The organism is [Roseibacterium] beibuensis, assembly GCF_039542305.1.
GTDB classification, from domain to species: domain Bacteria; phylum Pseudomonadota; class Alphaproteobacteria; order Rhodobacterales; family Rhodobacteraceae; genus Roseibacterium; species Roseibacterium beibuensis.
This window is the reverse complement of record NZ_BAABHW010000001.1, coordinates 1,090,384-1,111,013: the sequence shown is the minus strand read 5'-3', so window position 1 is coordinate 1,111,013 and position 20,630 is coordinate 1,090,384. Positions and strand designations below refer to the sequence as shown.

General features: G+C 67.0%; 21 protein-coding genes. 6 read left to right on the top strand and 15 right to left on the bottom strand.

The genetic code is table 11. From position 1 onward, the window contains the following. Window positions 1-47: 47 nt before the first annotated feature. A complete protein-coding gene (locus ABD923_RS05515) occupies window positions 48-2,039 on the bottom strand; it encodes a heme lyase CcmF/NrfE family subunit (protein ID WP_259546222.1) in 1,992 nt (663 codons plus the stop codon). Between the two features lie 133 nt (window positions 2,040-2,172). Beyond that, entirely contained in the window at window positions 2,173-3,732 is a 1,560-nt protein-coding gene (locus ABD923_RS05510; protein WP_259546223.1) for a DUF853 domain-containing protein, read from the bottom strand. 521 nt (window positions 3,733-4,253) lie between these two features. Between ABD923_RS05510 and ABD923_RS05505 the strand changes: the two genes are divergently transcribed. Beyond that, complete coding sequence (locus ABD923_RS05505; RefSeq protein ID WP_259546225.1) at window positions 4,254-4,895, top strand: invasion associated locus B family protein; 642 nt, start codon at window positions 4,254-4,256, stop codon at window positions 4,893-4,895. Between the two features lie 57 nt (window positions 4,896-4,952). Here ABD923_RS05505 and ABD923_RS05500 read toward each other — a convergent pair whose 3' ends face one another. Genes ABD923_RS05500 through ABD923_RS05485 form a run of 4 tightly spaced genes read right to left on the bottom strand, consistent with a single transcriptional unit; the run spans window position 4,953 to window position 9,232 of the window. Further along, entirely contained in the window at window positions 4,953-6,164 is a 1,212-nt protein-coding gene (locus ABD923_RS05500) for a beta-ketoacyl-[acyl-carrier-protein] synthase family protein (RefSeq protein WP_259546227.1), read from the bottom strand. 6 nt (window positions 6,165-6,170) lie between these two features. Next, window positions 6,171-6,440: an acyl carrier protein gene (locus ABD923_RS05495; protein WP_259546228.1), complete on the bottom strand. Its 270-nt coding sequence runs from the start codon at window positions 6,438-6,440 to the stop codon at window positions 6,171-6,173. Between the two features lie 33 nt (window positions 6,441-6,473). Continuing rightward, window positions 6,474-7,571 (bottom strand): UDP-3-O-(3-hydroxymyristoyl)glucosamine N-acyltransferase, encoded by a 1,098-nt coding sequence (locus tag ABD923_RS05490; RefSeq protein ID WP_259546229.1) that lies wholly within the window; start codon window positions 7,569-7,571, stop codon window positions 6,474-6,476. Window positions 7,572-7,609: 38 nt separating this feature from the next. Then, window positions 7,610-9,232: a L,D-transpeptidase family protein gene (locus tag ABD923_RS05485; protein WP_345229431.1), complete on the bottom strand. Its 1,623-nt coding sequence runs from the start codon at window positions 9,230-9,232 to the stop codon at window positions 7,610-7,612. Window positions 9,233-9,663: 431 nt separating this feature from the next. Between ABD923_RS05485 and mepK the strand changes: the two genes are divergently transcribed. From mepK to msrA, 3 genes are all read left to right on the top strand, one after another. Continuing rightward, window positions 9,664-10,224, top strand: a complete 561-nt coding sequence (gene mepK, locus ABD923_RS05480) for a peptidoglycan L,D-endopeptidase MepK (protein ID WP_259546232.1) — start codon at window positions 9,664-9,666, stop codon at window positions 10,222-10,224. 186 nt (window positions 10,225-10,410) lie between these two features. Continuing rightward, window positions 10,411-10,860, top strand: coding sequence for a peptide-methionine (R)-S-oxide reductase MsrB (gene msrB / locus ABD923_RS05475; protein WP_222187465.1), 450 nt, complete (start codon window positions 10,411-10,413; stop codon window positions 10,858-10,860). Further along, window positions 10,857-11,372, top strand: coding sequence for a peptide-methionine (S)-S-oxide reductase MsrA (gene msrA / locus ABD923_RS05470; RefSeq protein WP_259546233.1), 516 nt, complete (start codon window positions 10,857-10,859; stop codon window positions 11,370-11,372). Before msrB ends, msrA begins: the two co-directional genes overlap by 4 nt. Window positions 11,373-11,379: 7 nt before the next feature. Here the strand turns inward: msrA and ABD923_RS05465 are convergent, their stop codons facing one another. From ABD923_RS05465 to cbiE, 6 genes are all read right to left on the bottom strand, one after another. Next, window positions 11,380-12,321, bottom strand: a complete 942-nt coding sequence (locus tag ABD923_RS05465; protein WP_259546235.1) for a 1-phosphofructokinase family hexose kinase — start codon at window positions 12,319-12,321, stop codon at window positions 11,380-11,382. 92 nt (window positions 12,322-12,413) lie between these two features. Next, complete coding sequence (gene cobF, locus ABD923_RS05460) at window positions 12,414-13,160, bottom strand: precorrin-6A synthase (deacetylating) (protein WP_259546237.1); 747 nt, start codon at window positions 13,158-13,160, stop codon at window positions 12,414-12,416. Further along, the gene (gene cobA / locus ABD923_RS05455; RefSeq protein WP_259546238.1) at window positions 13,147-13,878 is read right to left on the bottom strand and encodes a uroporphyrinogen-III C-methyltransferase; all 732 of its coding nucleotides are present in this window, start codon (window positions 13,876-13,878) and stop codon (window positions 13,147-13,149) included. The genes cobF and cobA overlap by 14 nt, the downstream gene beginning before the upstream one ends. Window positions 13,879-13,980: 102 nt before the next feature. After that, the gene (gene cobM / locus ABD923_RS05450) at window positions 13,981-14,775 is read right to left on the bottom strand and encodes a precorrin-4 C(11)-methyltransferase (RefSeq protein ID WP_259546239.1); all 795 of its coding nucleotides are present in this window, start codon (window positions 14,773-14,775) and stop codon (window positions 13,981-13,983) included. Beyond that, complete coding sequence (locus tag ABD923_RS05445; protein WP_259547401.1) at window positions 14,772-15,140, bottom strand: cobalamin biosynthesis protein; 369 nt, start codon at window positions 15,138-15,140, stop codon at window positions 14,772-14,774. The genes cobM and ABD923_RS05445 overlap by 4 nt, the downstream gene beginning before the upstream one ends. Next, the gene (gene cbiE / locus ABD923_RS05440; protein WP_259546240.1) at window positions 15,137-16,336 is read right to left on the bottom strand and encodes a precorrin-6y C5,15-methyltransferase (decarboxylating) subunit CbiE; all 1,200 of its coding nucleotides are present in this window, start codon (window positions 16,334-16,336) and stop codon (window positions 15,137-15,139) included. The genes ABD923_RS05445 and cbiE overlap by 4 nt, the downstream gene beginning before the upstream one ends. Between cbiE and ABD923_RS05435 the strand changes: the two genes are divergently transcribed. Then, window positions 16,335-17,090, top strand: a complete 756-nt coding sequence (locus ABD923_RS05435) for a cobalt-precorrin-6A reductase (protein ID WP_259546242.1) — start codon at window positions 16,335-16,337, stop codon at window positions 17,088-17,090. The two genes, cbiE and ABD923_RS05435, sit on opposite strands and share 2 nt — an antisense overlap. On the opposite strand, the gene cobJ is transcribed toward ABD923_RS05435, so the two are convergent. Genes cobJ through ABD923_RS05420 form a run of 3 tightly spaced genes read right to left on the bottom strand, consistent with a single transcriptional unit; the run spans window position 17,063 to window position 19,178 of the window. Then, on the bottom strand, window positions 17,063-17,815 hold the full coding sequence (cobJ, locus tag ABD923_RS05430) for a precorrin-3B C(17)-methyltransferase (RefSeq protein ID WP_259546243.1): 753 nt from the start codon (window positions 17,813-17,815) through the stop codon (window positions 17,063-17,065). The two genes, ABD923_RS05435 and cobJ, sit on opposite strands and share 28 nt — an antisense overlap. After that, window positions 17,812-18,552, bottom strand: a complete 741-nt coding sequence (locus ABD923_RS05425) for a precorrin-2 C(20)-methyltransferase (protein ID WP_259546244.1) — start codon at window positions 18,550-18,552, stop codon at window positions 17,812-17,814. Before ABD923_RS05425 ends, cobJ begins: the two co-directional genes overlap by 4 nt. Next, entirely contained in the window at window positions 18,549-19,178 is a 630-nt protein-coding gene (locus ABD923_RS05420; RefSeq protein ID WP_259547403.1) for a precorrin-8X methylmutase, read from the bottom strand. The genes ABD923_RS05425 and ABD923_RS05420 overlap by 4 nt, the downstream gene beginning before the upstream one ends. Between ABD923_RS05420 and ABD923_RS05415 the strand changes: the two genes are divergently transcribed. Then, window positions 19,177-20,625 carry an NnrS family protein gene (locus ABD923_RS05415; RefSeq protein ID WP_345229430.1) on the top strand — a complete coding sequence of 483 codons (1,449 nt, stop codon included), beginning with the start codon at window positions 19,177-19,179 and terminating at the stop codon, window positions 20,623-20,625. The two genes, ABD923_RS05420 and ABD923_RS05415, sit on opposite strands and share 2 nt — an antisense overlap. Window positions 20,626-20,630: the final 5 nt, after the last annotated feature.

The window sequence follows — 20,630 nt, the reverse complement described above, 5'->3', positions numbered from 1 at the left end:
CGCGCGGGCGCCATGAACAAGGCGGGCGAGGAAACGCGACAGGCAAATCATTCCGCGGGCACCCCCTCGCTCGGCGTGCGGCGCTGCTTGGCCGCGCCGGCGGCCACGCGATAGCGGCGGTCGCTCAGGCTGAACAGCCCGCCAAGCGCCATGATGATCGTGCCGCCCCAAATCCAGTTCGCGAAGGGTTTGATCCATGTCCGCACGGCCCACCCGCCATTGTCCTGCGGATCGCCGAGCGTGACGTAGACATCGCGGGTGAAGCCGTTGTTGATCCCCGCCTCGGTGGTGGGCATGCCCGCCACCGGGTAGACCCGCCGCTCGGGGTTGAGGACCGAGATCAGCCGCCCGCTATCGGCCTCGCGCACGGCGATGGTGGCCATCGTGGACAGGTAGTTCGGGCCGCGCATATTCTCGTCCACGCCCTGCAACTCGATCTCGTAGGCGCCGACCGTGTACGGCTCTCCGATCTGCGCGACGCGGATATCCTCGCGCTCGTAGCCGGTCAGGGTCGCGATCCCGAACAGCGTGATGCCAACGCCGGCATGGGCCAGCGTCTTGCCCCAGTCGGCCCGCGGCAACCGCGTCAGGCGCGACAGGCGGCTGCCGACCGAACCACGCCCCGTGCGCGACCACAGGTCCACGAAGGCGCCCGCCACCAGCCAGACGGCCAGCGCCACGCCGATGGGCGCAAGGATGGAGTGACCGGTGTAGATCGTGAAGGCCAGCAGACCCACGGCAATCGCCAGGATCATTGCGGGAAGCAGGGTTTTCACCACGCGCCCGATCCGCGCCCGTTTCCACGGCAGCATGGCCCCGATGGGCAGCACCGCCGCCAGACCGAAGCCGAAGGGCGTCACCGCCGCGTTGAAGAAGGGCGCGCCCACCGACAGCGTTCGCTCGAAGAACAACTCGGCCAGCAGCGGCCAGATCGTCCCGATGAACACGACGAAGGTCGACACCGCCAGCAGCAGGTTGTTCACGACAAGCCCGGACTCGCGGCTGACCAGCCCGAAGACCCCCTTGGCCTCCATCGCGCTGGCGCGCAGCGCGAACAACAGCAGCGACCCGCCCATGAAGAAGGCGAGGATCAGCAGGATGAACACCCCGCGTTCTGGGTCATTGGCGAAGGCGTGGACCGATGTGATAATGCCCGAGCGCACGATGAAGGTCCCGATCAGCGAGAAGCCGAAGGCAAGGATCGCAAGCAGGATCGTCCAGCTTTTCAGCGCCTCGCGCTTCTCGACAACGATGGCCGAGTGCAGCAGCGCCGCCGAGATCAGCCACGGCATGAGAGAGGCGTTCTCGACCGGGTCCCAGAACCAGAAACCGCCCCAGCCCAGTTCGTAATAGGCCCACCAGCTGCCCAGGCCGATGCCGATGGTCAGGAAGACCCAGGCCGCCAGCGTCCAGGGGCGCACCCAGCGGCCCCACGCGGCGTCGACGCGCCCTTCGATCAAGGCGGCCACCGCGAAAGAGAACGCCATGCTCAGGCCGACATAGCCGAGGTAGAGGAACGGTGGGTGGAACGCGAGGCCCGGATCCTGCAGGAGCGGGTTCAGATCCTGCCCGTCAAAGGGCGGTACGGCGAGCCGGATGAACGGGTTCGACGTGAAAAGGATGAAGGCGAAAAAGGCCGCCGAGACCGAGCTTTGGACCGCCAGAACGCGCGCCTTGAGGGTCGGCGGCAGGTTGGCCCCGAACCACGCCGCGCAGGCTCCGAACAGGGTCAGGATCAGCACCCACAGCAACAGCGAGCCTTCGTGGTTCCCCCAAACGCCACTGATCTTGTAGAGAAGCGGCTTCAGCGTGTGCGAGTTCGACACGACAAGGCTGAGCGAGAAATCCGAGGTGACGAAGGCGTATGTCAGCGCCCCGAAGGAAAAGGCGGTCAGCAGAAACTGCGTCGTGGCTGCCGGTTCGGCCACGGCCATCCAGCCGGGAAGCCCGCGGGCTGCGCCGATCATCGGCACGATCATCTGGAAGATCGACACCATGAAGGCGAGGATCAGGGCGAAATGTCCGAGTTCTACGATCATGGGGATGCCTTTTGGTCTGTAGACCGGACCATAAGCCGACCGGCTCCGCAGGCCAAGTGGATGCGTCAGTGCGGCGCATCGGATTTGCCTAAGAAAACCGCTGCAATCGCGGGTTCGTGATCACGCGGCCAGCCTAGCGTCCCCGGAACAGCCCGCCCAGGATCCCGCGGACAACCGCCCGGCCGCTTTGGGTGCCCAACTGGCGCGCGAAACTTTTGGCGAAGGCGGTGCCGACCGAATCCGACCGCGACGACCGGCTGCGGCTGGAGATGCTGCGCGAACTTGACCGCGAGACGCGCGCCCCCGAATAGCGCCGCGCCGAGCGATACTCGCGTTCTGCCATCTCTGCCTCTTCCTCGGCGCGTTCGGCCTCCTCCGCCTCGGCGGCGGCCTGGGCCGCCCGCGCCTGAAGGATCTCGAAGGCGCTTTCCCGGTCCACGGTCCGATCGTACTTGCCCGCCACCGGGGAGCCCGCGATCAGCGCCGCGCGCGTGCCCTCGTCAATCGGCCCCAATTGGCTGGACGGGGGGCGGATCAGGGTGCGTTCGGCCATGCCGGGGATGCCCTTGCGCTCCAGCATCGAGGTCACGGCCTCGCCCACGCCGACCTCGCGGATCGCATCCTCGATGACGAAGCGCGGATTGTCGCGGTAGTTCTCGGCCGCATGGCGCAGGTCGCGCCGGTCCTTAGCGGTAAAGGCCCGAAGCGCGTGCTGCACCCGGTTGCCCAACTGGCCGAGAATGTCGTCCGGCACATCCGCCGGGTTCTGGGTGATGAAATAGACCCCCACCCCCTTGGAGCGGATCAGGCGCGCCACCTGTTCGACCTTGTCGACCAGCGCCTTGGGGGCATCCTCGAACAGCAGATGGGCCTCGTCGAAGAAGAAGACCAGCTTCGGCTTGTCGGGGTCGCCCACCTCGGGCAGTTCCTCGAACAGTTCCGACAGCAGCCATAGCAGGAAGGTCGCGTAAAGGCGCGGGCTCTGCATCAGGGTGTCGGCGGCAAGGATGTTGATCCGTCCCAGCCCTGCGTCATCGGTCAGGAACAGGTCGTGCAGTTCCAGCGCCGGTTCCCCGAACAGCTTGTCACCGCCCTGCCCTTCCAGCACCAGGAGCCGCCGCTGGATCGCACCGATCGAGGCAGTGGATACGTTGCCATAGCGCAGCGACAGATCCTTGCGGTTCTCACCCACCCAGACCAGCAGGGCCTGCAAATCCTTCAGATCCAGAAGCGCCATGCCCTGTTCGTCGGCCACACGGAAGGCGATGTTGAGGATCCCTTCCTGCGCTTCGGTCAGTTCCAGAAGCCGCGCCAGCAGAAGCGGCCCCATCTCGGCCACGGTCGTGCGCACCGGGTGGCCCTTTTGGCCGAACAGGTCCCAGAAAGTCACCGGAAAGGACCGGTAGGCATAGTCGGAGAACCCGATCCTGCCCGCCCGGTCCATGAATGCATCATGGAGCTTGAACCCCTCGCTCCCGGACTGGCCGAGGCCCGCCAGATCGCCCTTCACATCGGCAAGGATGACGGGCACGCCCCGCGCCGAAAAGCTTTCAGCGAGGATCTGGAGGGTGACGGTCTTGCCCGTGCCGGTGGCCCCGGCGATCAACCCGTGACGGTTGGCGTAATTCAGCAGCAGATGCTGCGGCTCGGCATAGTCCGCGCCGCCGCCGCCAATGAAAATACCGTTCTCCATCAGGCCCCTGCCCCCGTGTCGATCATTCTTCGCCGGTCACAATACAAACTTAACCACGCCATGCCAGCATGAACCCGGTCCCAAGGACCATTCGGTCGTTGGGCACCGTCCTTCCTGTCCACTGGCCGCGCCTTCGGGCGCGTTTTTTTCGGCCTCGCGCCCGGCGAGTCCGACGAATCCCAAAGCGTTTTGAAAAGGGGTTGCAAACCTTTGCAACAAAAGCCCGCATTGCCCTGTTGACGGCTGGGAAACTCTGGCATAGCGTCCTGCCCACAAAGTCGGCCAGTCCGACAGGGAGAGAAAAATGCAAAGGGTCCGTTCGTCGGACCCTTTCGCTATTGCGACCGATCGAGGGGCCGCTTCAGCCCCAGCCGGACCGCGCCCAAACGCGCTTCGCAATCACGATGGCGGCACTCCGCTTGGCAGGTCAAAAACGCCCTGACAGTTGGCGAACTTCGTGCTAGCGAACAGCCGAGGTTGCCGGACGGCAACGGGCAAACGCCAACAAGAAGGGACATCGCATGATCCAGATCCGCACCATTTCCCGCTTGATCGCCGCAGCCGGGCTGCTTGCGGTCACCAGCCCCGCCGCGATCGCGCAAGAGCGGTCCGAAGTCGAACCCGGAGAAGCCTATGTTGCGGCCGAGCACAGCGATTGGGATGTTCGCTGCATCCGCTCCGCCGAGGATGCCATCCCGGAACGCTGCGAAATGTTCCAGCTGCTGCGCGATCCCGAAGGCAATGCGGTGGCCGTGTTCCGGGTCAACGCCCCGCTGAACCCGACCGAGGGCCACGTTGCCAGCGCCATGTTCATGACGCCGATCGAAACCTTCCTGCCCCCCGGGCTGCGTCTGCGGGTGGATGACGGTGAACCGGGCGCGGTTCCCTTCGCCATGTGCGATGCATCCGGCTGTATGGCGCGTGTCCAGATGGACCAGGAAACGGTCGACATGTTCCAGGCCGGTGGCGACGCGACGATCCAGCTATTCGCACTGATCCGGGACGGTTCGGGTGATATCGCCGGAGCCCCGGTTGAACTGACCGCATCGCTCCGCGGCTTCACGGCGGCCTATGACGACATGCAAGCCAGCCACGAGATCCTGATGTCCTTCATCCGGGAGCGGCAGGCAGAAGCGGCCGGCGAAGGCGAAAGCGACCAGTAACGCCGGTTTCGAGTGATTGCAGAAGTGGCCCGCCGGTTCGGCGGGCCTTTTCTTTGATCAAGGCGCCTTGCGCAGCGCCAGCACGGCGTTCAGGCCACCGAAGGCAAAGGCGTTCGACAGTACGGCGGACACCTCCGCCTCGCGCGCCTCGTTCGGCACCACGTCGAGCGCGCATTCCGGGTCCGGTTCCTCGTAGCCGATGGTGGGCGCGATCACCCCGTCCTTCAGGGCCATGATGCAGGCCAGAAGCTCCACCGCGCCGGTGCCGCCGATCAGGTGGCCGTGCATCGACTTGGTCGAGGAAATCATCAACTCGTCGGCATGGTGGCCGAACGCATCGGCGACAGCGGCGCATTCGACCTTGTCATTGGCCGCCGTGCCGGTGCCATGCGCGTTGATGTAACCGACTTCTTCAGGGTTCAGCTTGCCGTCGGCCAAGGCCCCGGCAATGGCTCGCGCCGCCCCCTGTTTCGAAGGCATGACGATATCGGCCGCGTCCGAAGTCATGTTGAACCCGACGACCTCGGCCAGGATCTCGGCGCCGCGCTTTTTCGCGTGCTCGTATTCCTCGAAGATGAAAACCGCAGCCCCTTCGCCCTGCACCATGCCGTTGCGGTTGGCACTGAACGGGCGGCAGGCATCCTTGGACATGACGCGCAAGCCTTCCCAGGCCTTCACGCCGCCGAAACTCAGCATCGCCTCGGAGCCGCCCGTCACCATCACGTCGCAAGCCCCCGAGCGCAGGCATTGAAACGCCAGCCCCATCGCGTGGTTGGACGAGGCACAGGCCGTCGCCACCGAGAAACTCGGCCCCTTGAGGTTCCACTCCATCGAGACATGGCTTGCGGCGGCATTGTTCATCAGCTTGGGCACGACGAAGGGATGAACGCGGTTCTTTCCTTCCTCGTAGACCGAACGGTAATTCTCGTCCCAGGTGTTCACCCCACCCCCGGCGGTCCCGAACACCACGCCCGAGCGTGTCGCGAGATCGCCGGTGAAGCTCAGGCCCGAGCCGTCCAGGGCCTGGTGCGCGGCGATCAGCGTGAATTGCGTGAAACGATCGTAAAGCGCGATCTGCTGGCGGTTGAACAAGGCCTCGGGATCGTATCCCTTGACCTGCCCGCCGATCTTGACCGACAGGCGCTCGACATCGCGCAACTCCAGCGGGCCGATCCCGCAGCGGCCTTCGCGCATCGCCTCCAGCGTCGAGGGCACGTCATGCCCAAGTGCGTTGATCGTGCCCTGCCCGGTAATGACGACGCGGCGCATGATGGCTCAGTCGCCCTTCTGCTCGGCGACCAACCCTTCGACCGCACCGACGATGGCGGCGACCGAGGAGATATCGAAATCGCTCTGCTCGGGTTCGTTGGCGTTGAACGGCACCTGGATGTCGAAGGCCTCCTCGATGGCGAAGATCGACTCGACCAGCCCGAGGCTGTCGATTCCCAGATCTTCCAGCGAGGCGTCCATCTTGACGTCCCCCACCTCCAGAACCGCCTGTTCCGCGATGATCTTGATCACCTTGTCGCGCACGTTCTCGGTCATTGGCCCTTCCTCGATGCCGCCTTCGCGCGTCGTTTACGGCGTCCCGCCGGACTTGAAAACGGCTTTCTGCAACTCTGCGACGGTCTTGGCCAGGCGCGGCAATCGGCGCAGGGCTTTGTACATCTCGACATGGGTGTCCATCTTGACCGCCGGGCTGCCCATCAGCATGCGGCCCGCGGGCACGTTGGAATAGATCTTGGTGGCGCCTGCCGCGACCACGTCCGATCCGATCTCGATATTGTCGGACACGCCGCATTGCCCGCCCAGGACCACGCGATCCCCCAGCGTTGCAGACCCGGCAAACCCCACTTGCCCGCATAGCAGGCAATCGCGCCCGATGCGGCAGTTATGGCCGATATGGACAAGGTTATCGACCTTGGTGCCATCCCCGATCACCGTGTCGGCCACCGTGCCACGGTCGATGGCGGCATTCGCGCCGATCTCGACATCGTCGCCGATCCGAAGGCCGCCGAGCGAATGGATACGGGTCCAGCTTTGCGCCTCGATCTCCTCGGCGCTGGCCTTGCCGAGGCTTTCGCGCGTCGCCTCGACACGGCTTTTCTCGGGCGTGACGAAGGAAAACCCGTCGCCGCCCAGAACCGCGCCCGGCTGCACGATCACCCGATGGCCGATATGCACCCGCGCCGCGATCCGCACCCCGGCATGGAGCAGCGCATCATCGCCGATCACCGTGCCCTCTGCGATGCTGACATGGGAGGCGATCCGCGCGTTGCGCCCGATCACCACGCCTGCGCCGATCACCACGAAGGGTCCGATCGCCGCGCCAAGGTCAATGCTGGCCGAGGGGTCAACAACGGCGGTCGGATGAATGCCCGGCGCGATCTGCGGTCCGGGGTCGAGGGCCGAGGTCAGATGCGCCATCGCGTAGCGTGGGCGCGGCGCGACGATGGCGGCCTCAAGCCCGAGCGCCTGCCAATCCATGCCCGGTCCGATCACCGCGGCCCGCGCCGCCCCTTCCGCCAAGCCCGCGGCGTATCTCTCGCTCATCGCCAGGGCCAGGTCGCCCGGGCCGGCCTTGGCCGGTTCCGCCACGCCGGTGATGGAAATGTCAGCGGCGCCCAAGGCTTCCGCCCCGAGCGCCGCCGCGATGTCCTTGATCCTATGGGCCATGCCGGCCGCTCCCCGCGCCTCGAACTGCGGGGACAGCCTTAGCTTGCCGTGTCGGGCATGACCACCCCCAGGCTCCGGATCGCCTGGCTCAGCCGCGCGTTGCGTCCATAGACGTCGTCGCGGAAGTTGAGCGTGCCGTCATCATCGACCCACGAGGTCCAGTAGACGAGGTGGACGGGGATATGTTCCTCCAGATCGACCTGCGTTTCCTGGCCCGTGTTCAGGATGCGGTTGAACAGGCCCTCGGGATCGTCCGTCTGGCGCGCCAGCAGGTGATAGGCGAAATCGAACGGATCGTCGAGGCGGATACAGCCCGACGAGAAGGTGCGCACTTCACGCTCCATCAGGTATTGCTCGGGCGTGTCATGCAGGTAGATCGCGTGACGGTTCGGGAACATGAACTTCACCCGGCCAAGCGCGTTGCGCGGCCCCGGCGGCTGGCGCAGGTCGAACGGGAAGCTCGACACCGAGTAGCGGCTCATGTCCACGGCGGCGGGGTTGATGACCCGACCGTTCGACAGAACCTGCATGTAGGTCGATCCGCCCGCCAGGATGTTCGGGATGTAGCTGCGCATCGCGATCGAGCGCGGCACGTACCAGCTTGGGTTGATGACCATGTGCTCCATCTCGTCCGAGAACTCGGGCGTCTGGCGGTCCCGGGCCCCCACGACCGAGCGGGTGACGAAGGTCGTCTCGCCATCGTCGATCACGCGGACGTGGAAATCGGTCAGGTTCACGAAGATCATGCGCTCGGGCACGTCGCCGCCGGTGTTCAGCCAGCGGTGGCGTTCCATCCCCAGAACAACCTCGTTCCAATGATCCTCGACCGAGCGGTTGACCGCGCGGATCGTGTCGCCCCCGGCCACACCGTCGGGGGTGATGCCGTTATCCATCTGGAATTCGACCACCGCGCTCTGCAACAGCGCGTCATAGGTCGCCGTGACCGAGCGGTCGAGATAGCCCATGGCCATCAGGCGGTCGCGCAGCGCGATCACGGCAGCACCCGTATCGCCCGGACGCAGGGAACCGGCCTGCACCGTCGGCCCGTAGCCACCTTCCCGCGCCAGTTGCTCAAGGCGCAGCTTCACGCGCATCAGGCGGGTATAGCCCGGATCCTGCGGCGCCAGGTGGGCGATGAACGAATAGGGGTTCGACTCGACCAGTTCGGTCATCAGCTCGTTCGGGTCGGGACGCGGCAATTCCTGAAAGATGTCCGAGATGATGTCGCCGGGTTCGAGGAAACCGGAATGCACGTCGCTGGCGTATTGCAGGAACATGCGCGACGCCATCACGTCGGCCTGACCGCGCGCATAGGGGTTGTCGGCCGCGCGGAAGGTCTCGATCAGGGCGTCGATGTCATAGCGATCCGTGGGCAGGCCATGATTGCCCGCTTCCTGCAGGGCCGCGATCAGGGCGTTGCGACGATCTATGGCCTCGGAACTGGTCCAGACCGGCTGAAAATCGCGTTCCCGGTAAAAGGCCGCCAGCCCCTCGATCTCCGAGGATGCCTCGGCGATGGCCTGACGCTGCGCCGAAAAGGCCTGTGCCTGGGCAGGTGCGGCCCCCAGCGTGACCGTCAGCCCGCCTGCAACAGGCGCGGCCAACGGCAGGGCCGCCAACGCCAAGGCGAAGAGCGGTCGTGTCGCGAATGTCATTGCCATAGTGTCAAACCTCGTCCTGTAAGAATGCGCGCCGTCAATTCTGCATGTTCCCTCAACACACTACAGAATCATTTTCTTCGCGAGTCGATTCACAATTTAGCAAGTTTTGTCCTGTACACCGGGGGACACAATGGGGGTTTCCCGCCAGACCTTGACCAGACCGCCGCACAAGCGACCCTGCCGGACAGCGACAAGATCGACCGGCCGTGAGCGTGCGATCCGCGTCAAACAGCCGGCGATTCCCTGCCAAATGGGCGAAATCCCGCCTAAATTCGGAATGATCAACAGGAGGCGCCGTTCGGCACTTTAAGAAAGATTTCGATTGTGTCATTCATCCCACACAGCCTGCGGGGAAGGCACTGACAAGTAACAAGGTCGCGACAACAGCGGCCAGTGCTGATGGAACGGGCAAACAAGGGGCAAACGAACTCATGACGGACATGACTTTTTCGCGACGCGCAGTCTTGCGCGCCTTCGCCGCGAGCACTGTTGCCGCGGCACCTGTGATGGCAAACGCGACGGGGTTCTTGCGCGGCGCGGGCGATATCCGCCGGATCCGCATGTACAACGGTCGCGCGGGCGAAAGCCTGAACATGATTTACTGGATCGAGGGCGAATACGTCGCCCCGGCCCTGGAAGAGATCAACTACTTCATGCGCGACTGGCGCAACGATCAGGTGCACACGATCGACGCGCGCACCATCGACATTCTGGCAGCAGCGCACAGCCTGATGGACACGTCCGAGCCTTATACGCTCCTGTCGGGCTACCGCAGCCCGGAAACCAACGCGATGCTGCGCCGCCGGTCCTCCGGTGTCGCGCGCAACTCGCTCCACATCCAGGGTCAGGCCGCCGACATCCAGCTGCAATCGCGCTCGGTCGGGCAGATCTATCAGGCCGGTCGTGCCTGCAACGCCGGTGGCGTCGGGCGGTATTCGGGCTCCAACTTCGTGCACATGGATTGCGGCCCGGTCCGCAGCTGGGGGTCCTGAACGGACTCACTCGAAGGAAGGCCACCGTCAGGCCCGCCCATCAAGACCCATGACGTTCCTTTCGAGCCTCGGCACCCTGCCGGGGCTTTTTTCATACCAGTGCGCCGAGACGTGATCGTCGCGCGCTTGGACAATCACCCGCCGTCCCCCATATTTCGGGGGAACGGAGGAAAGGACGACACGCGCATGTCACGCTACACGAAAGACCCCGACGCCATTGCCGCGCTGGACCCGGAGGAATACCGCGTCACCCAGCAAAACGGCACCGAACGCCCCGGAACGGGCAAGTATCTCGACAACAAGGAACCTGGCATCTACGTCGACATCGTCTCGGGCGAGCCGCTCTTCGCGTCGTCGGACAAGTACGAGTCCGGCTGCGGCTGGCCCAGCTTCACCAAGCCCATCGAACCGGCCCATGTCACCGAACTGCGCGACCTCAGCCACGGCATGATCCGCACCGAGGTCCGCTCGACCCATGGCGACAGCCACCTGGGCCATGTCTTTCCCGACGGTCCGCGGGATCGGGGCGGGCTGCGGTACTGCATCAACTCGGCCTCCTTGCGGTTCGTTCATCGTGACGACATGGAGGCGGAAGGATATGGCGACTATCTCGACCAGGTGGAGGACATCGCATGAGCACCCAACTTGAACGCGCGGTTCTGGCGGGCGGCTGCTTCTGGGGTATGCAGGATCTGATCCGGCGCATGCCCGGCGTGGAAAAGACCCGCGTGGGCTATACCGGCGGCGATGTGCCCAACGCCACCTACGGCAATCACGGCACCCACGCTGAAGCCATCGAGATCTGGTTGGATCCCGCCAAGACCAGCTACCGCCGTCTCCTGGAGTTTTTCTTCCAGATCCACGACCCGACCACCAGGAACCGGCAAGGCAACGATATGGGCATGAGCTATCGCTCGGCGATCTACTACGTCGACGAGGATCAGCGCCAATGCGCCCTCGACACGATTGCCGATGTCAACGCGTCCGGCCTCTGGCCCGGCAAGGTCGTGACCGAGGTCGAACCGGTCGGCGATTTCTGGGAGGCCGAGGATTACCACCAGGATTACCTGGAGCGGGTTCCGAACGGCTATACCTGCCACTTCCCCCGGCCCGACTGGGTTCTGCCCAAGCGCGACGCGGCGGAATAGGCGCGCGTCACACAGGCCGCGCGGCGCAGAGCGGCAGAAGCCGTTCATAAACCGCGCGGTCGCAAAGCTCTGTCGCCTCGGTGGTGACGGCGGAACTGGCCGCCGCGACACCACATTGCAACACCTCCGGCAGGGGGTGCCCCCGCGACAGCGCGAGCACGGCCCCGGCGACGAAACTGTCCCCTGCCCCGGTCACCGAGGCGACGGGCACATCGGCGGCCGGGGCGAACCAGCGCCCCTCTTTCGAGACCAGGACCGAGCCTTCGGCCCCGCGTGCGAGAATGACGATCTCGGCCGCGCCGTCCTGCACGAGGCCTTCGGCCATCTTCGCGCTGTCCAGAGGATGCGGCAGGTCCCGCGACAGCAGCTCCTCGGCCTCGGCGCTGTCCATGCGCAGCATGGCGAGGTTCAACCGTGCCGAGGCCAAGGCGGTCAGCGCCGGACCGGACGTGTCGGCGATCACGCGCACGCCACGCGCGGTCAAGACGCGCGCCAGTTCGACCAGCACACCCGCTTCGACCCCCGGCGGCAGCGATCCCGACAGCACCACGTAATCGCCCGCAAGGGCCAGGCCCGGCAGGGCGACCATCAGCCGGTCGACATCGCTTGCCGACCACTCGGGACCGGGGAAGATGAAGCGGAATTGCTGGCCTGTTTCGGTTTCGATCACCGACAGGTTCTGCCGGGTTTCGCCCGGGGCGGGCAGATGGTGCACCCGGATTCCCTGCTTCTCCAATCGCTGGACGAGCCCCTGCCCGACCGGGCCGGCCAAGGCGATTGCCGCATCCGCTTGCCCGCCAAGGATCGCGATCCCGCGCGCCACGTTGATCCCGCCGCCGCCCGGATCACGACGCGGCGCGGCACAGCGCAATTTGCGCCCCGGCACGAGACGCGGGGTTTCGGTTTCAAGATCCAGCGCGGGGTTGAGCGTGATGGTCAGGATAGTCATGCTGCCCTTCTAGGGGGAAATCCGCCCGCGCAAAACCGCCTTTCTTTTCTGGCTTCAAAGCGATTGCAACGACCGGCGGAAGGGTCGGCGGATCAGCCCGGCGTCTTGCGCAGCAAATAGGTATCCATGATCCAGCCATGCCGCGCGCGCGCCTCGGCCCGTGTGGCGATGATGCGCGGGCCGGCCTCGGCCAGTGGACCGGACTGGAGCACCTGCTCGGCCATGCCAAGGAACCCGCCCCACCAGATATGCAACCCCTCGGGCGGCAGGTGCTGGAAACTGCATTCCCCGTCCAGCATCACCACGACCGTCTCGGCACCTGCGGGCCAGCCATGGTCACGCAGCCGCCGCCCGGTGGTGACCGTCACCGTCCCGTTGACCGTGTTGAACGGGATCGCATGCGCCGCCGTCAGCGCTTGCAAGGCGGTGATCCCCGGCACAACGCGGAGAGTGGGCCGGGGCGACAGCCGGTCCGCGATCCGCAGGGTCGAGTCGTACAGCCCCGGATCGCCCCACACCAGCAGCGCAACGGGGCCATCCGGCTGGTTGGCGGCGATGGTGTCGGCCCAGATGCGCGCGATCTCGTCGTGCCAGCGCGTGACCCGGTCTGCATAGGGCAGGCTTTCGTCACGCACCGGCATGTCGAACTCGGCCACCGGTGCGGTACTGCCGCTCTCGGAAAGAATCTTGTGCCGGAGATCCGCGAGATCGGCCTTGCCCGGCCCCTTGCGCGGCACCAGCACCAAGCCCGCATCCCGCAACGCGGCCCGCCCCTCCAGCGTCACATGAGCCGGGTTGCCGGTGCCGATCCCGATCAGCCAGAGGTCAATCACGGTCATAGCCCTCGGCCAGCGCGCCGTAGAAGATCAGCGCGGGCTTGTCGCTGCGCCCGGCGGCCAGTTGCCTGGCCAGGGTCGCCAGCGTGCTGCGGCTATAGGCGGCGTCGGGCGTGCCCACGGCCTCGGCCAGCATGGCGGGTGTGTCGGGGGACATGCCATGCGCCATCAGCATGTCGGCCAGCAGCGGAAAGGTGCGTTTGCCCATGAAGACCACGGTGCAGGCCATGGGGTCGGCCAGCGCCGCGAGGTTCAGATCCTTGGGCAAGCCGCCGGAGACATCGTGCCCGGTGATGAACTGCACCCGCCGGGCGCTCATCCGCCGGGTCAGGGGGATCGCGGCGGCGGCGGCGGCCGCGAAGGGAGAGGCCACGCCGGGCACGATCTCGAAGGGGATGTCCGCGGCGCGCAGCGCGATCAGCTCTTCTTCCAGCCGCCCGAACAGGGCGCTGTCGCCGGATTTCAGGCGCACGACCCGCCCCCCGGCAAGCGCATGATCCACCAGCAACTGGCTGACATGCTCCTGCTTGGGCGATGGCCGCCCGGCCCGCTTGCCGACAGGCACAAGCTCCGCATCCGGCCTTGCATGCGACAGGATCGGACCGGCAGACAGGTCGTCATACAGGATCGCGTCCGCGCGCTTCAGCCGGTCCAGCGCCTTCAGCGTCAGAAGCTCCGGATCGCCCGGACCGGACCCAACGAAACTGACGAACCCGGTCATGCGGTCCCTCCTGCGGTCAGGTGAGGTCTGAGCGCCGTGGCCATGACGGTAAAGCGCACCGTTTCGGGGGCCAAATCCACCCGGCCCGGACGAAAGTGACTGTCAGTCATCTCCATCGCTCCATCCTGCCCATGGGCTGTCGGCCGATTGCGGACGGTAGCGGCGGTCGTAATCCGGCGCGTAGAGACGGCTTTCGGCAAATCCCGTTGCCCCGATCGCCCGCCCCACGAGGATCAGTGCGGTGCGCTCGATCCCGTCGGGCATCGCGTCTTCGATGGTCGAAAGCGTCCCGCGCACGATCCGCTCGTCCGGCCAGCTTGCACGCCAGATGACGGCGATGGGACACTCCGCGCCGTAATGCGGGGTCAACTCGGCCACCACGCGGCCCAGGTTCTGGATCGACAGATGGATGGCCAGCGTCGCGCCCGTGGCGCCGAAAGCGGCCAGCGTCTCTCCCTCGGGCATCGAGGAGGCGCGGCCTTGCGTGCGGGTCAGGACCACCGATTGCGCGATGCCCGGCAGCGTCAGTTCCGCGCCAAGGGCGGCTGCGGCGGCCGAGAAGGACGGCACGCCGGGCGTGACGGTATAGGGGATCTGCATGGCGTCGAGGCGGCGCAACTGTTCCCCCATCGCGGACCAGACCGACAGGTCGCCGGAATGCAGCCGCGCGATATTCTGCCCCGCGTCATGGGCGGCCGCGATCTCGGCCATGATCGCGTCGAGGTCCATCGCCGCCGTGTTCACGATCCGCGCCCCCTCGGGGCAATGGGACAGCACGGCCTCGGGCACCAGCGACCCGGCATAGAGGCAGACCGGGCATTGCGCGATCAGGTCACGACCCCGGAGTGTCAGAAGATCGGCAGCGCCCGGCCCGGCGCCGATGAAATGCACGGTCATGTCTCGTCCCTTTTCGCCAGAGCGCAGGTCGCAAGGCCATCCTGCGACACCACGCGCGGGGCCAGCAGGCGCGCGCCCGGCCCCGCTGCAGCCAGCGCCGCCGCTTCGGCCACGCTGCCGGTTCCGCGCGCCGCGCGCGACGGCTTGGATTGCGTGCGCGTCTCCTGCCGCGAGAGGGTGGCCGCGTCAACCGCATGGACCGGCAGGCCGAGCTCCGTCGCGAAACTGGTGAAGGCCGCCGTTTGCGCCTTGTCCTCGGCGGTGGCGAGAGCCGACAGGCCGGTCTGGCCACCCGCCCGGCTCAGCGCATCCGCGAGGCTGTCGCGGGTGGCAGACGCCCGAAATCCGAACCCCGCGACGATCACAGTACGACCTGCCATTGCACCACCGGATAGGCCGATTTCCAGCCGCGCTTCGGCCCAAGGGGCGCGGCCTCGGACAGCGCGATGCGCAGGAGCGTTCCGCCCAGGCGGCCCGACCACCCCGTCAGCAGCGCCTCGGACTCCAGCGTGACCGCATGGGCCACAAGGCGCGTGCCCGGCGCGAGCCGGGTGGTCAGGTCGATGAGGAGATCGTTGGACAAGCCGCCCCCGATGAACACCGCCTGCGGCAAGGGAAGGCCGTCCAGCGCCGTCGGGGCCTCCCCTTCGACGATCTGCAGACGGTCCACGCCCAATCGGTCGGCATTGTTGCGGATGCGCGCGGCACGGTCGGAGCGTGCCTCGATGCTGATGGCCTCGGTCGTCGGATGCGACAGCAGCCATTCGATGGCGACAGAGCCCGACCCGCCGCCGATATCCCAAAGCGTTTCGAACGGACGCGGCGCCAGCGCCGACAGGGCCAGCGCGCGGACCGGGCGCTTGGTGATCTGGCCATCGCTGTCGAAGACATCGTCCGCGAGTCCGGAGGCGCAGGGCAGCGGTGCGCCCTCGCCGGCCACCTCGACCGCAACGGCAACCGGGTGGACGAACCCGGCATCCGTCAAGGTCTCGGCCTTGGCCTCGGTCAGGCGTTCGCGCGGGCCGCCCAAGGCCTCCATGACCGTCAGGTCGCTTGCCCCGAACCCTTCTTCCGCCAGGTAGCGGGCGAGGTCCATGACGCTCTCGCCATCCCGCAGCAGGACAATCGCGCGCACACCCGGCGCGAGATGCGGCTTCAGCCGGGAGAGCGGCGCGGCATGCAGGCCAAGGCAAAACGTGCGCTCCAACGGCCAGCCGAGGCGCGCGGCGGCCAGCGAAAAACTCGAAGGCCCCGGCACGGCGCGCCACTCGTCGCGATCCAGCTTGCGCGCGATGACGGCGCCTGCGCCGAACCAGAACGGATCACCCGAGGCCAAAACGACCACGCGCCGCCCTCGCAAGCGCATCAGGATGGGCAGGCCATCGGCAAAGGGCACCGGCCACTCGATCGTCTCGGCGGCCAGATCGCCCAGCAGTGCAAGATGCCGCCTTGCGCCCATGACCACCTCTGCCGCATCCAGCGCGCGACGGCTTGCGGGCGGCAACCCGTCCGGGCCATCTTCGCCCAGACCCACGATGGTAAGCCACGGAGCCTCAGCCATGACGCAGACCCTCCTGATCCTTGCCGGCACGAGCGAGGCCACCGCGCTCGCCCGCGCCGTGGCGGAGCGTGGCATGGTCGGCACGGTCTCCTTCGCGGGCCGGGTAGAGCGCCCCTTGCGCCAGCCTCTGCCGCAGCGCGTCGGCGGGTTCGGCGGGGCCGAGGGGCTGGCGCGTTACCTTGCCGAGGCGGGGATCACCCATGTCATCGACGCGACCCACCCGTTCGCGGTGCAGATGAGCCGCAATGCCGTCGAGGCCTGCGCGATGGCCGATGTTCCGCTTCTTGCGCTGACACGGCCCGAGTGGCAGCCCATGCCCGGCGACCGCTGGCAGCGCGTGCCTGATATCGCGGGCGCGGTGGCGACGCTCGACCGGCCCCGGATGACCGTCATGCTGGCCGTGGGACGGATGCACCTGGCCGAGTTCGCGCCCAACCCGCAGCATCGCTACCTGCTGCGGCTGGTCGATCCGCCCAGCCACCCCCTGCCCTTTCCCGAGGCCGAGGTCATCGTCGATCGCGGCCCCTTCGACGAGGCAGCGGACCGCGCCCTGATGGAACGCTACGGCGTTGACCTTGTCGTGTCGAAAAACGCGGGGGGAACGGGCGCCTATGCCAAGATCGCCGCGGCCCGTGCGCTGGACCTGCCCGTGCTGATGATCGACCGGCCGCCCCAGCCGGAGCGGCACGAGGCCCATGACGTGGAGGAGGTCTTGGGCTGGCTGGCTCATTCCGGCACCGACCTCGGGGTATAGACGAAGGGCGTGCCGTCGCGGTCGATGATCCGCGTCGCGGAGGAGCCGATCAGGACCACGGTGCGCATGTCCGCCATCTCCGGCGCGGCATCTTTCAGGCGGACAACGCGCAACTGTTCCTCCGGTGTCGACACGGCCCGGGCGAACACCAGAACGCGCGACGGCTCGCAAACCTCTCGCAACAGGTCGAGCGCGCGGCCCATGCCCTCGGGCCGGGCCTTGGAGCGCGGATTGTAAAGCGCGATGGCGAAATCCGCCTCGACGGCGAGCCGAAGGCGCTTTTCGATCAGCGCCTGCGGTTTGAGGTTGTCGCTGAGGTTGATGGCGCAGAAATCATGGCCCATCGGCGCCCCGATCCGCGCGGACGCGGCCAGCATCGCGGTGATGCCGGGCAAGACCCGGATGTCGAGGGCGCGCCAGCGGTCTGGCCCGGTCTCGACCGCCTCGAACACGGCGGAGGCCATTGCGAAAACACCCGGGTCGCCCGAACTGACGACGACGACGCGCCGGCCGTCTTCGGCCATCTGCAGCGCGTGGCGCGCCCGGTCCAGCTCCTCGCGATTGTCGGTCTCGTGGCGCGTCAGGCCGGGGCGGGCCGGCACACGCCGCACATAGGGAATGTAACCCACGATATCCGTCGCCTCGGACAGGGCTTGCCGCACCTCCGGCGTGACCAGGTCTTCGTCGCCCGGCCCCAGACCCGCGATGACGACCCAGCCGCTCATGGCCGCCGCCCCTGGCCATGGACGATGACGATGGAGAAATAGGGCGCCGCACGGTTGCCCGCCTCGACCAGCGGAACGGCGGTTTCGTCATCCATGCTGGCGCATTCCACCAGCCAGGCGCGGTCGAGCTTCCCCGCCGTTTCCAGCGCGGCGCGCACCTTGGGCAGGTTGCGCCCGACCTTCATGACCACGATGGCGTCGGAATCTCCCATGCGCCGCGCAAGCTCTGCCTCGGGCATGGTGCCGAGCAGAACCGTCAGCACGTCGTCGCCCCAGGTCACGGGAATCCCCGTCGCCGTCCAGGCCGCCGACATGCCGGTGATGGCAGGCACGACCGTGACCGGAACGTCATCCTTCAGCCGCGTGTAGAGGTGCATGAACGAGCCGTAGAAAAACGGATCGCCTTCGCACAGAACCACGACATCCTCGCCCGCCAGTGCGATGTCGCGCAGCCGGGCCGCGACATGTTCATAGAACTCGGACAGGCAGGCGGCATAGGCCGGATCGTCCAAGGGGATTTCGGTCGTGACCGGGTATTCCATCGCGATTTCGGAGGCATCGGCACGCAGCATCCCCTCGACGATGGCGCGGGCGCGCCCCGCCCGTCCGGCCTTGCGGAAGAACGCCACATGGGCGGCCCCGCGCACAAGGCGGTCGGCGCGAACGCTCATCAACTCCGGATCGCCGGGGCCAAGCCCGACGCCATGGATCGTGCCGATTTTCCGTCCCACGCTCATTCCGCGCGGCTCGCGATGGCGTTGATGGCGGCGACGGTAATCGCGCTGCCCCCCAGGCGCCCCTCGATGATCAGACAGGGCGCGGGCTGAGCGGCCCAAAGGGCATCCTTCGACTCCGCCGCCCCGACGAACCCCACCGGGCAGCCGATGATCGCGGCGGGGCGCGGGCACTCGGGGTCCTCCAGCATCTCGAGCAGGTGGAACAGCGCCGTGGGGGCATTGCCGATGGCCACGACGCTGCCCGCCAGATGCGGCCGCCACAGCTCCAGCGCCGCCGCCGACCGGGTGGTGCCAAGGCGCGCGGCCAGATCCGGCACCTGCGGGTCGTGCAGCGTGCAGATCACCTCGTTGGCGGCTGGCAGGCGTTTTCGCGTCACGCCCTCGCTGACCATGCGCGCGTCGCACAGGATCGGCGCGCCTGCCTCCAGCGCATCTCGGGCCGCTGCGACCATGCCGGGCGAGAACCGGGCGTGCTTTTCCAGCCCCACCATCCCGGCGGCGTGGATCATCCGGACGGCGACCTGCTCTTCGTCCCTGTCGAAGCGCGCCAGATCGGCCTCGGCACGGATGGTCGCGAAGCTTTCGGCATAGATCGCCGCGCCGTCTGTTTCGTAGCTGTAGGGCATGGGTCCGCCGCCGATGAGGTCTGTCACGCGCCGCGGGGCGATGCCACGGCGCATGGGGTCATCCCATGGCACGCCGGTGGTGACAAGATCAAAGCGCCCATCCCGGCCCACCTATGTCAGATTAAATGGACAGCCATGCGCAGAATGCGCGGAGCAGTCGCAGAAAACGCAACGCCCATTGTGGAGTCCTGTCGCATTCTCCTATGTCCTGCGTCATGACAGCGACCAGGGCGCCCCGCATCGGGCACTTGTGAGATATCGGCAATCCAGAGGCACCAAGGTGGGCAGCGAACCGAAAGCATTCGACAGAACCTGGCCGCAGCGCGGGTTTCTTGCGGCGGCGGCCCGGCCCATGTTCCTGCTCGCCGCGCTCTGGGCAGCGGGTGCGGTGGCGCTTTGGCAATGGGCGCCGTCGGTCATCGCGCGCCTGCCCGATCCGCTGTCGTGGCACATTCACGAGATGACCTTCGGGTTCGGCGGCGCGGCGCTTGCGGGCTACCTGTGCAGCGCGATCAGCAGCTGGACCGCCCGCGCCCCGATCCAGGGCCTGCCCGTGGCCCTGCTCGCCCTGCTCTGGGTCGGCGCGCGCGTCGCGCTCCTGCTCCCGGCCTTGCCCGCATGGATTGCCGCGCTGTGCTCGGTCGCGTTCTTCTGGAGCGTGGCGGCCCTTCTTTTCATCGAGGCTAGGCGGGCGGGCAAGGGCTGGCAACCCATCTTCATCGCCGTTGCCATGGTTGGCGGCGCGATTTCCGGCACCTGGATTCTGTTCATGGCAACCGGCGCGTTTCATCCCGCCTTTCCCGCCATCGCCGTTCTCGGCTTTGCCGCCATGCTGATCCATATCGGCGGGCGCATGGTGCCGGCCTTTCTCGACTACGCCGCGAAATGGGAGGGACGCACGGTGCGCGCCGTTCCCGCCCTGCCGCGCCGCCTTACCCTTGTCGCGGTCGCGGCGGCGGCGGCCTCGCTTTCCTATGGCGCGATCGACGCTGCCTCCTTCGCCCTTATCGCTGCGGGGCTTTTGATGCTCCTCTACATCGCCACGTGGCCCTTGGCCCCGGCGGGCCGGGACGTGCTCCTCGCGATCCTGACGATTGCCTGCGTCTGGGTGCCCGTGGGCCTTGTCCTCTGGGGCCTCTCGCTGCTTGGCATCGGCCTTGCGCCAGCCGAGGCACAGCATGCCCTCGTCCTCGGGGCGATGGGGGGGCATTTCATGGGGCTGGGCGCGCGGGTCTTCGCCCACCGCACCGCGGAAGGGTTGAAGGCGCGCGCAGGCGTTGGCATGGCCTATCTGCTGATCCTTTGCGCCGTACCGGCCCGCATGGCTGGCCTGCTCGACCTGTCCGCGGCGCTCTGGTGCCTCGGCTGGCTGGGCTTTGCACTGGTCATGGCCCCGCATCTGACCAGCCCGTTGCCGCGCCCCGTCTTCAGCGGATCGCGCCTCTGACGGTG

Bases quoted from the DNA above. Each gene is read 5' to 3' on its own strand.
- ABD923_RS05415 (WP_345229430.1), top strand. From the start codon at position 19,177: ATGGGTCCGCCGCCGATGAGGTCTGTCACGCGCCGCGGGGCGATGCCA.
- mepK (WP_259546232.1), top strand. From the start codon at position 9,664: ATGACGGACATGACTTTTTCGCGACGCGCAGTCTTGCGCGCCTTCGCC.
- cobM (WP_259546239.1), bottom strand. From the start codon at position 14,775: ATGACCGTGCATTTCATCGGCGCCGGGCCGGGCGCTGCCGATCTTCTG.
- msrB (WP_222187465.1), top strand. From the start codon at position 10,411: ATGTCACGCTACACGAAAGACCCCGACGCCATTGCCGCGCTGGACCCG.
- cobA (WP_259546238.1), bottom strand. From the start codon at position 13,878: ATGACCGGGTTCGTCAGTTTCGTTGGGTCCGGTCCGGGCGATCCGGAG.
- ABD923_RS05465 (WP_259546235.1), bottom strand. From the start codon at position 12,321: ATGACTATCCTGACCATCACGCTCAACCCCGCGCTGGATCTTGAAACC.
- ABD923_RS05495 (WP_259546228.1), bottom strand. From the start codon at position 6,440: ATGACCGAGAACGTGCGCGACAAGGTGATCAAGATCATCGCGGAACAG.
- ABD923_RS05435 (WP_259546242.1), top strand. From the start codon at position 16,335: ATGACGCAGACCCTCCTGATCCTTGCCGGCACGAGCGAGGCCACCGCG.
- ABD923_RS05500 (WP_259546227.1), bottom strand. From the start codon at position 6,164: ATGCGCCGCGTCGTCATTACCGGGCAGGGCACGATCAACGCACTTGGG.
- cobF (WP_259546237.1), bottom strand. From the start codon at position 13,160: ATGACCGTGATTGACCTCTGGCTGATCGGGATCGGCACCGGCAACCCG.
- msrA (WP_259546233.1), top strand. From the start codon at position 10,857: ATGAGCACCCAACTTGAACGCGCGGTTCTGGCGGGCGGCTGCTTCTGG.
- ABD923_RS05490 (WP_259546229.1), bottom strand. From the start codon at position 7,571: ATGGCCCATAGGATCAAGGACATCGCGGCGGCGCTCGGGGCGGAAGCC.
- cobJ (WP_259546243.1), bottom strand. From the start codon at position 17,815: ATGAGCGGCTGGGTCGTCATCGCGGGTCTGGGGCCGGGCGACGAAGAC.
- cbiE (WP_259546240.1), bottom strand. From the start codon at position 16,336: ATGGCTGAGGCTCCGTGGCTTACCATCGTGGGTCTGGGCGAAGATGGC.
- ABD923_RS05420 (WP_259547403.1), bottom strand. From the start codon at position 19,178: ATGCCCTACAGCTACGAAACAGACGGCGCGGCGATCTATGCCGAAAGC.
- ABD923_RS05515 (WP_259546222.1), bottom strand. From the start codon at position 2,039: ATGATCGTAGAACTCGGACATTTCGCCCTGATCCTCGCCTTCATGGTG.
- ABD923_RS05505 (WP_259546225.1), top strand. From the start codon at position 4,254: ATGATCCAGATCCGCACCATTTCCCGCTTGATCGCCGCAGCCGGGCTG.
- ABD923_RS05510 (WP_259546223.1), bottom strand. From the start codon at position 3,732: ATGGAGAACGGTATTTTCATTGGCGGCGGCGGCGCGGACTATGCCGAG.
- ABD923_RS05425 (WP_259546244.1), bottom strand. From the start codon at position 18,552: ATGAGCGTGGGACGGAAAATCGGCACGATCCATGGCGTCGGGCTTGGC.
- ABD923_RS05485 (WP_345229431.1), bottom strand. From the start codon at position 9,232: ATGGCAATGACATTCGCGACACGACCGCTCTTCGCCTTGGCGTTGGCG.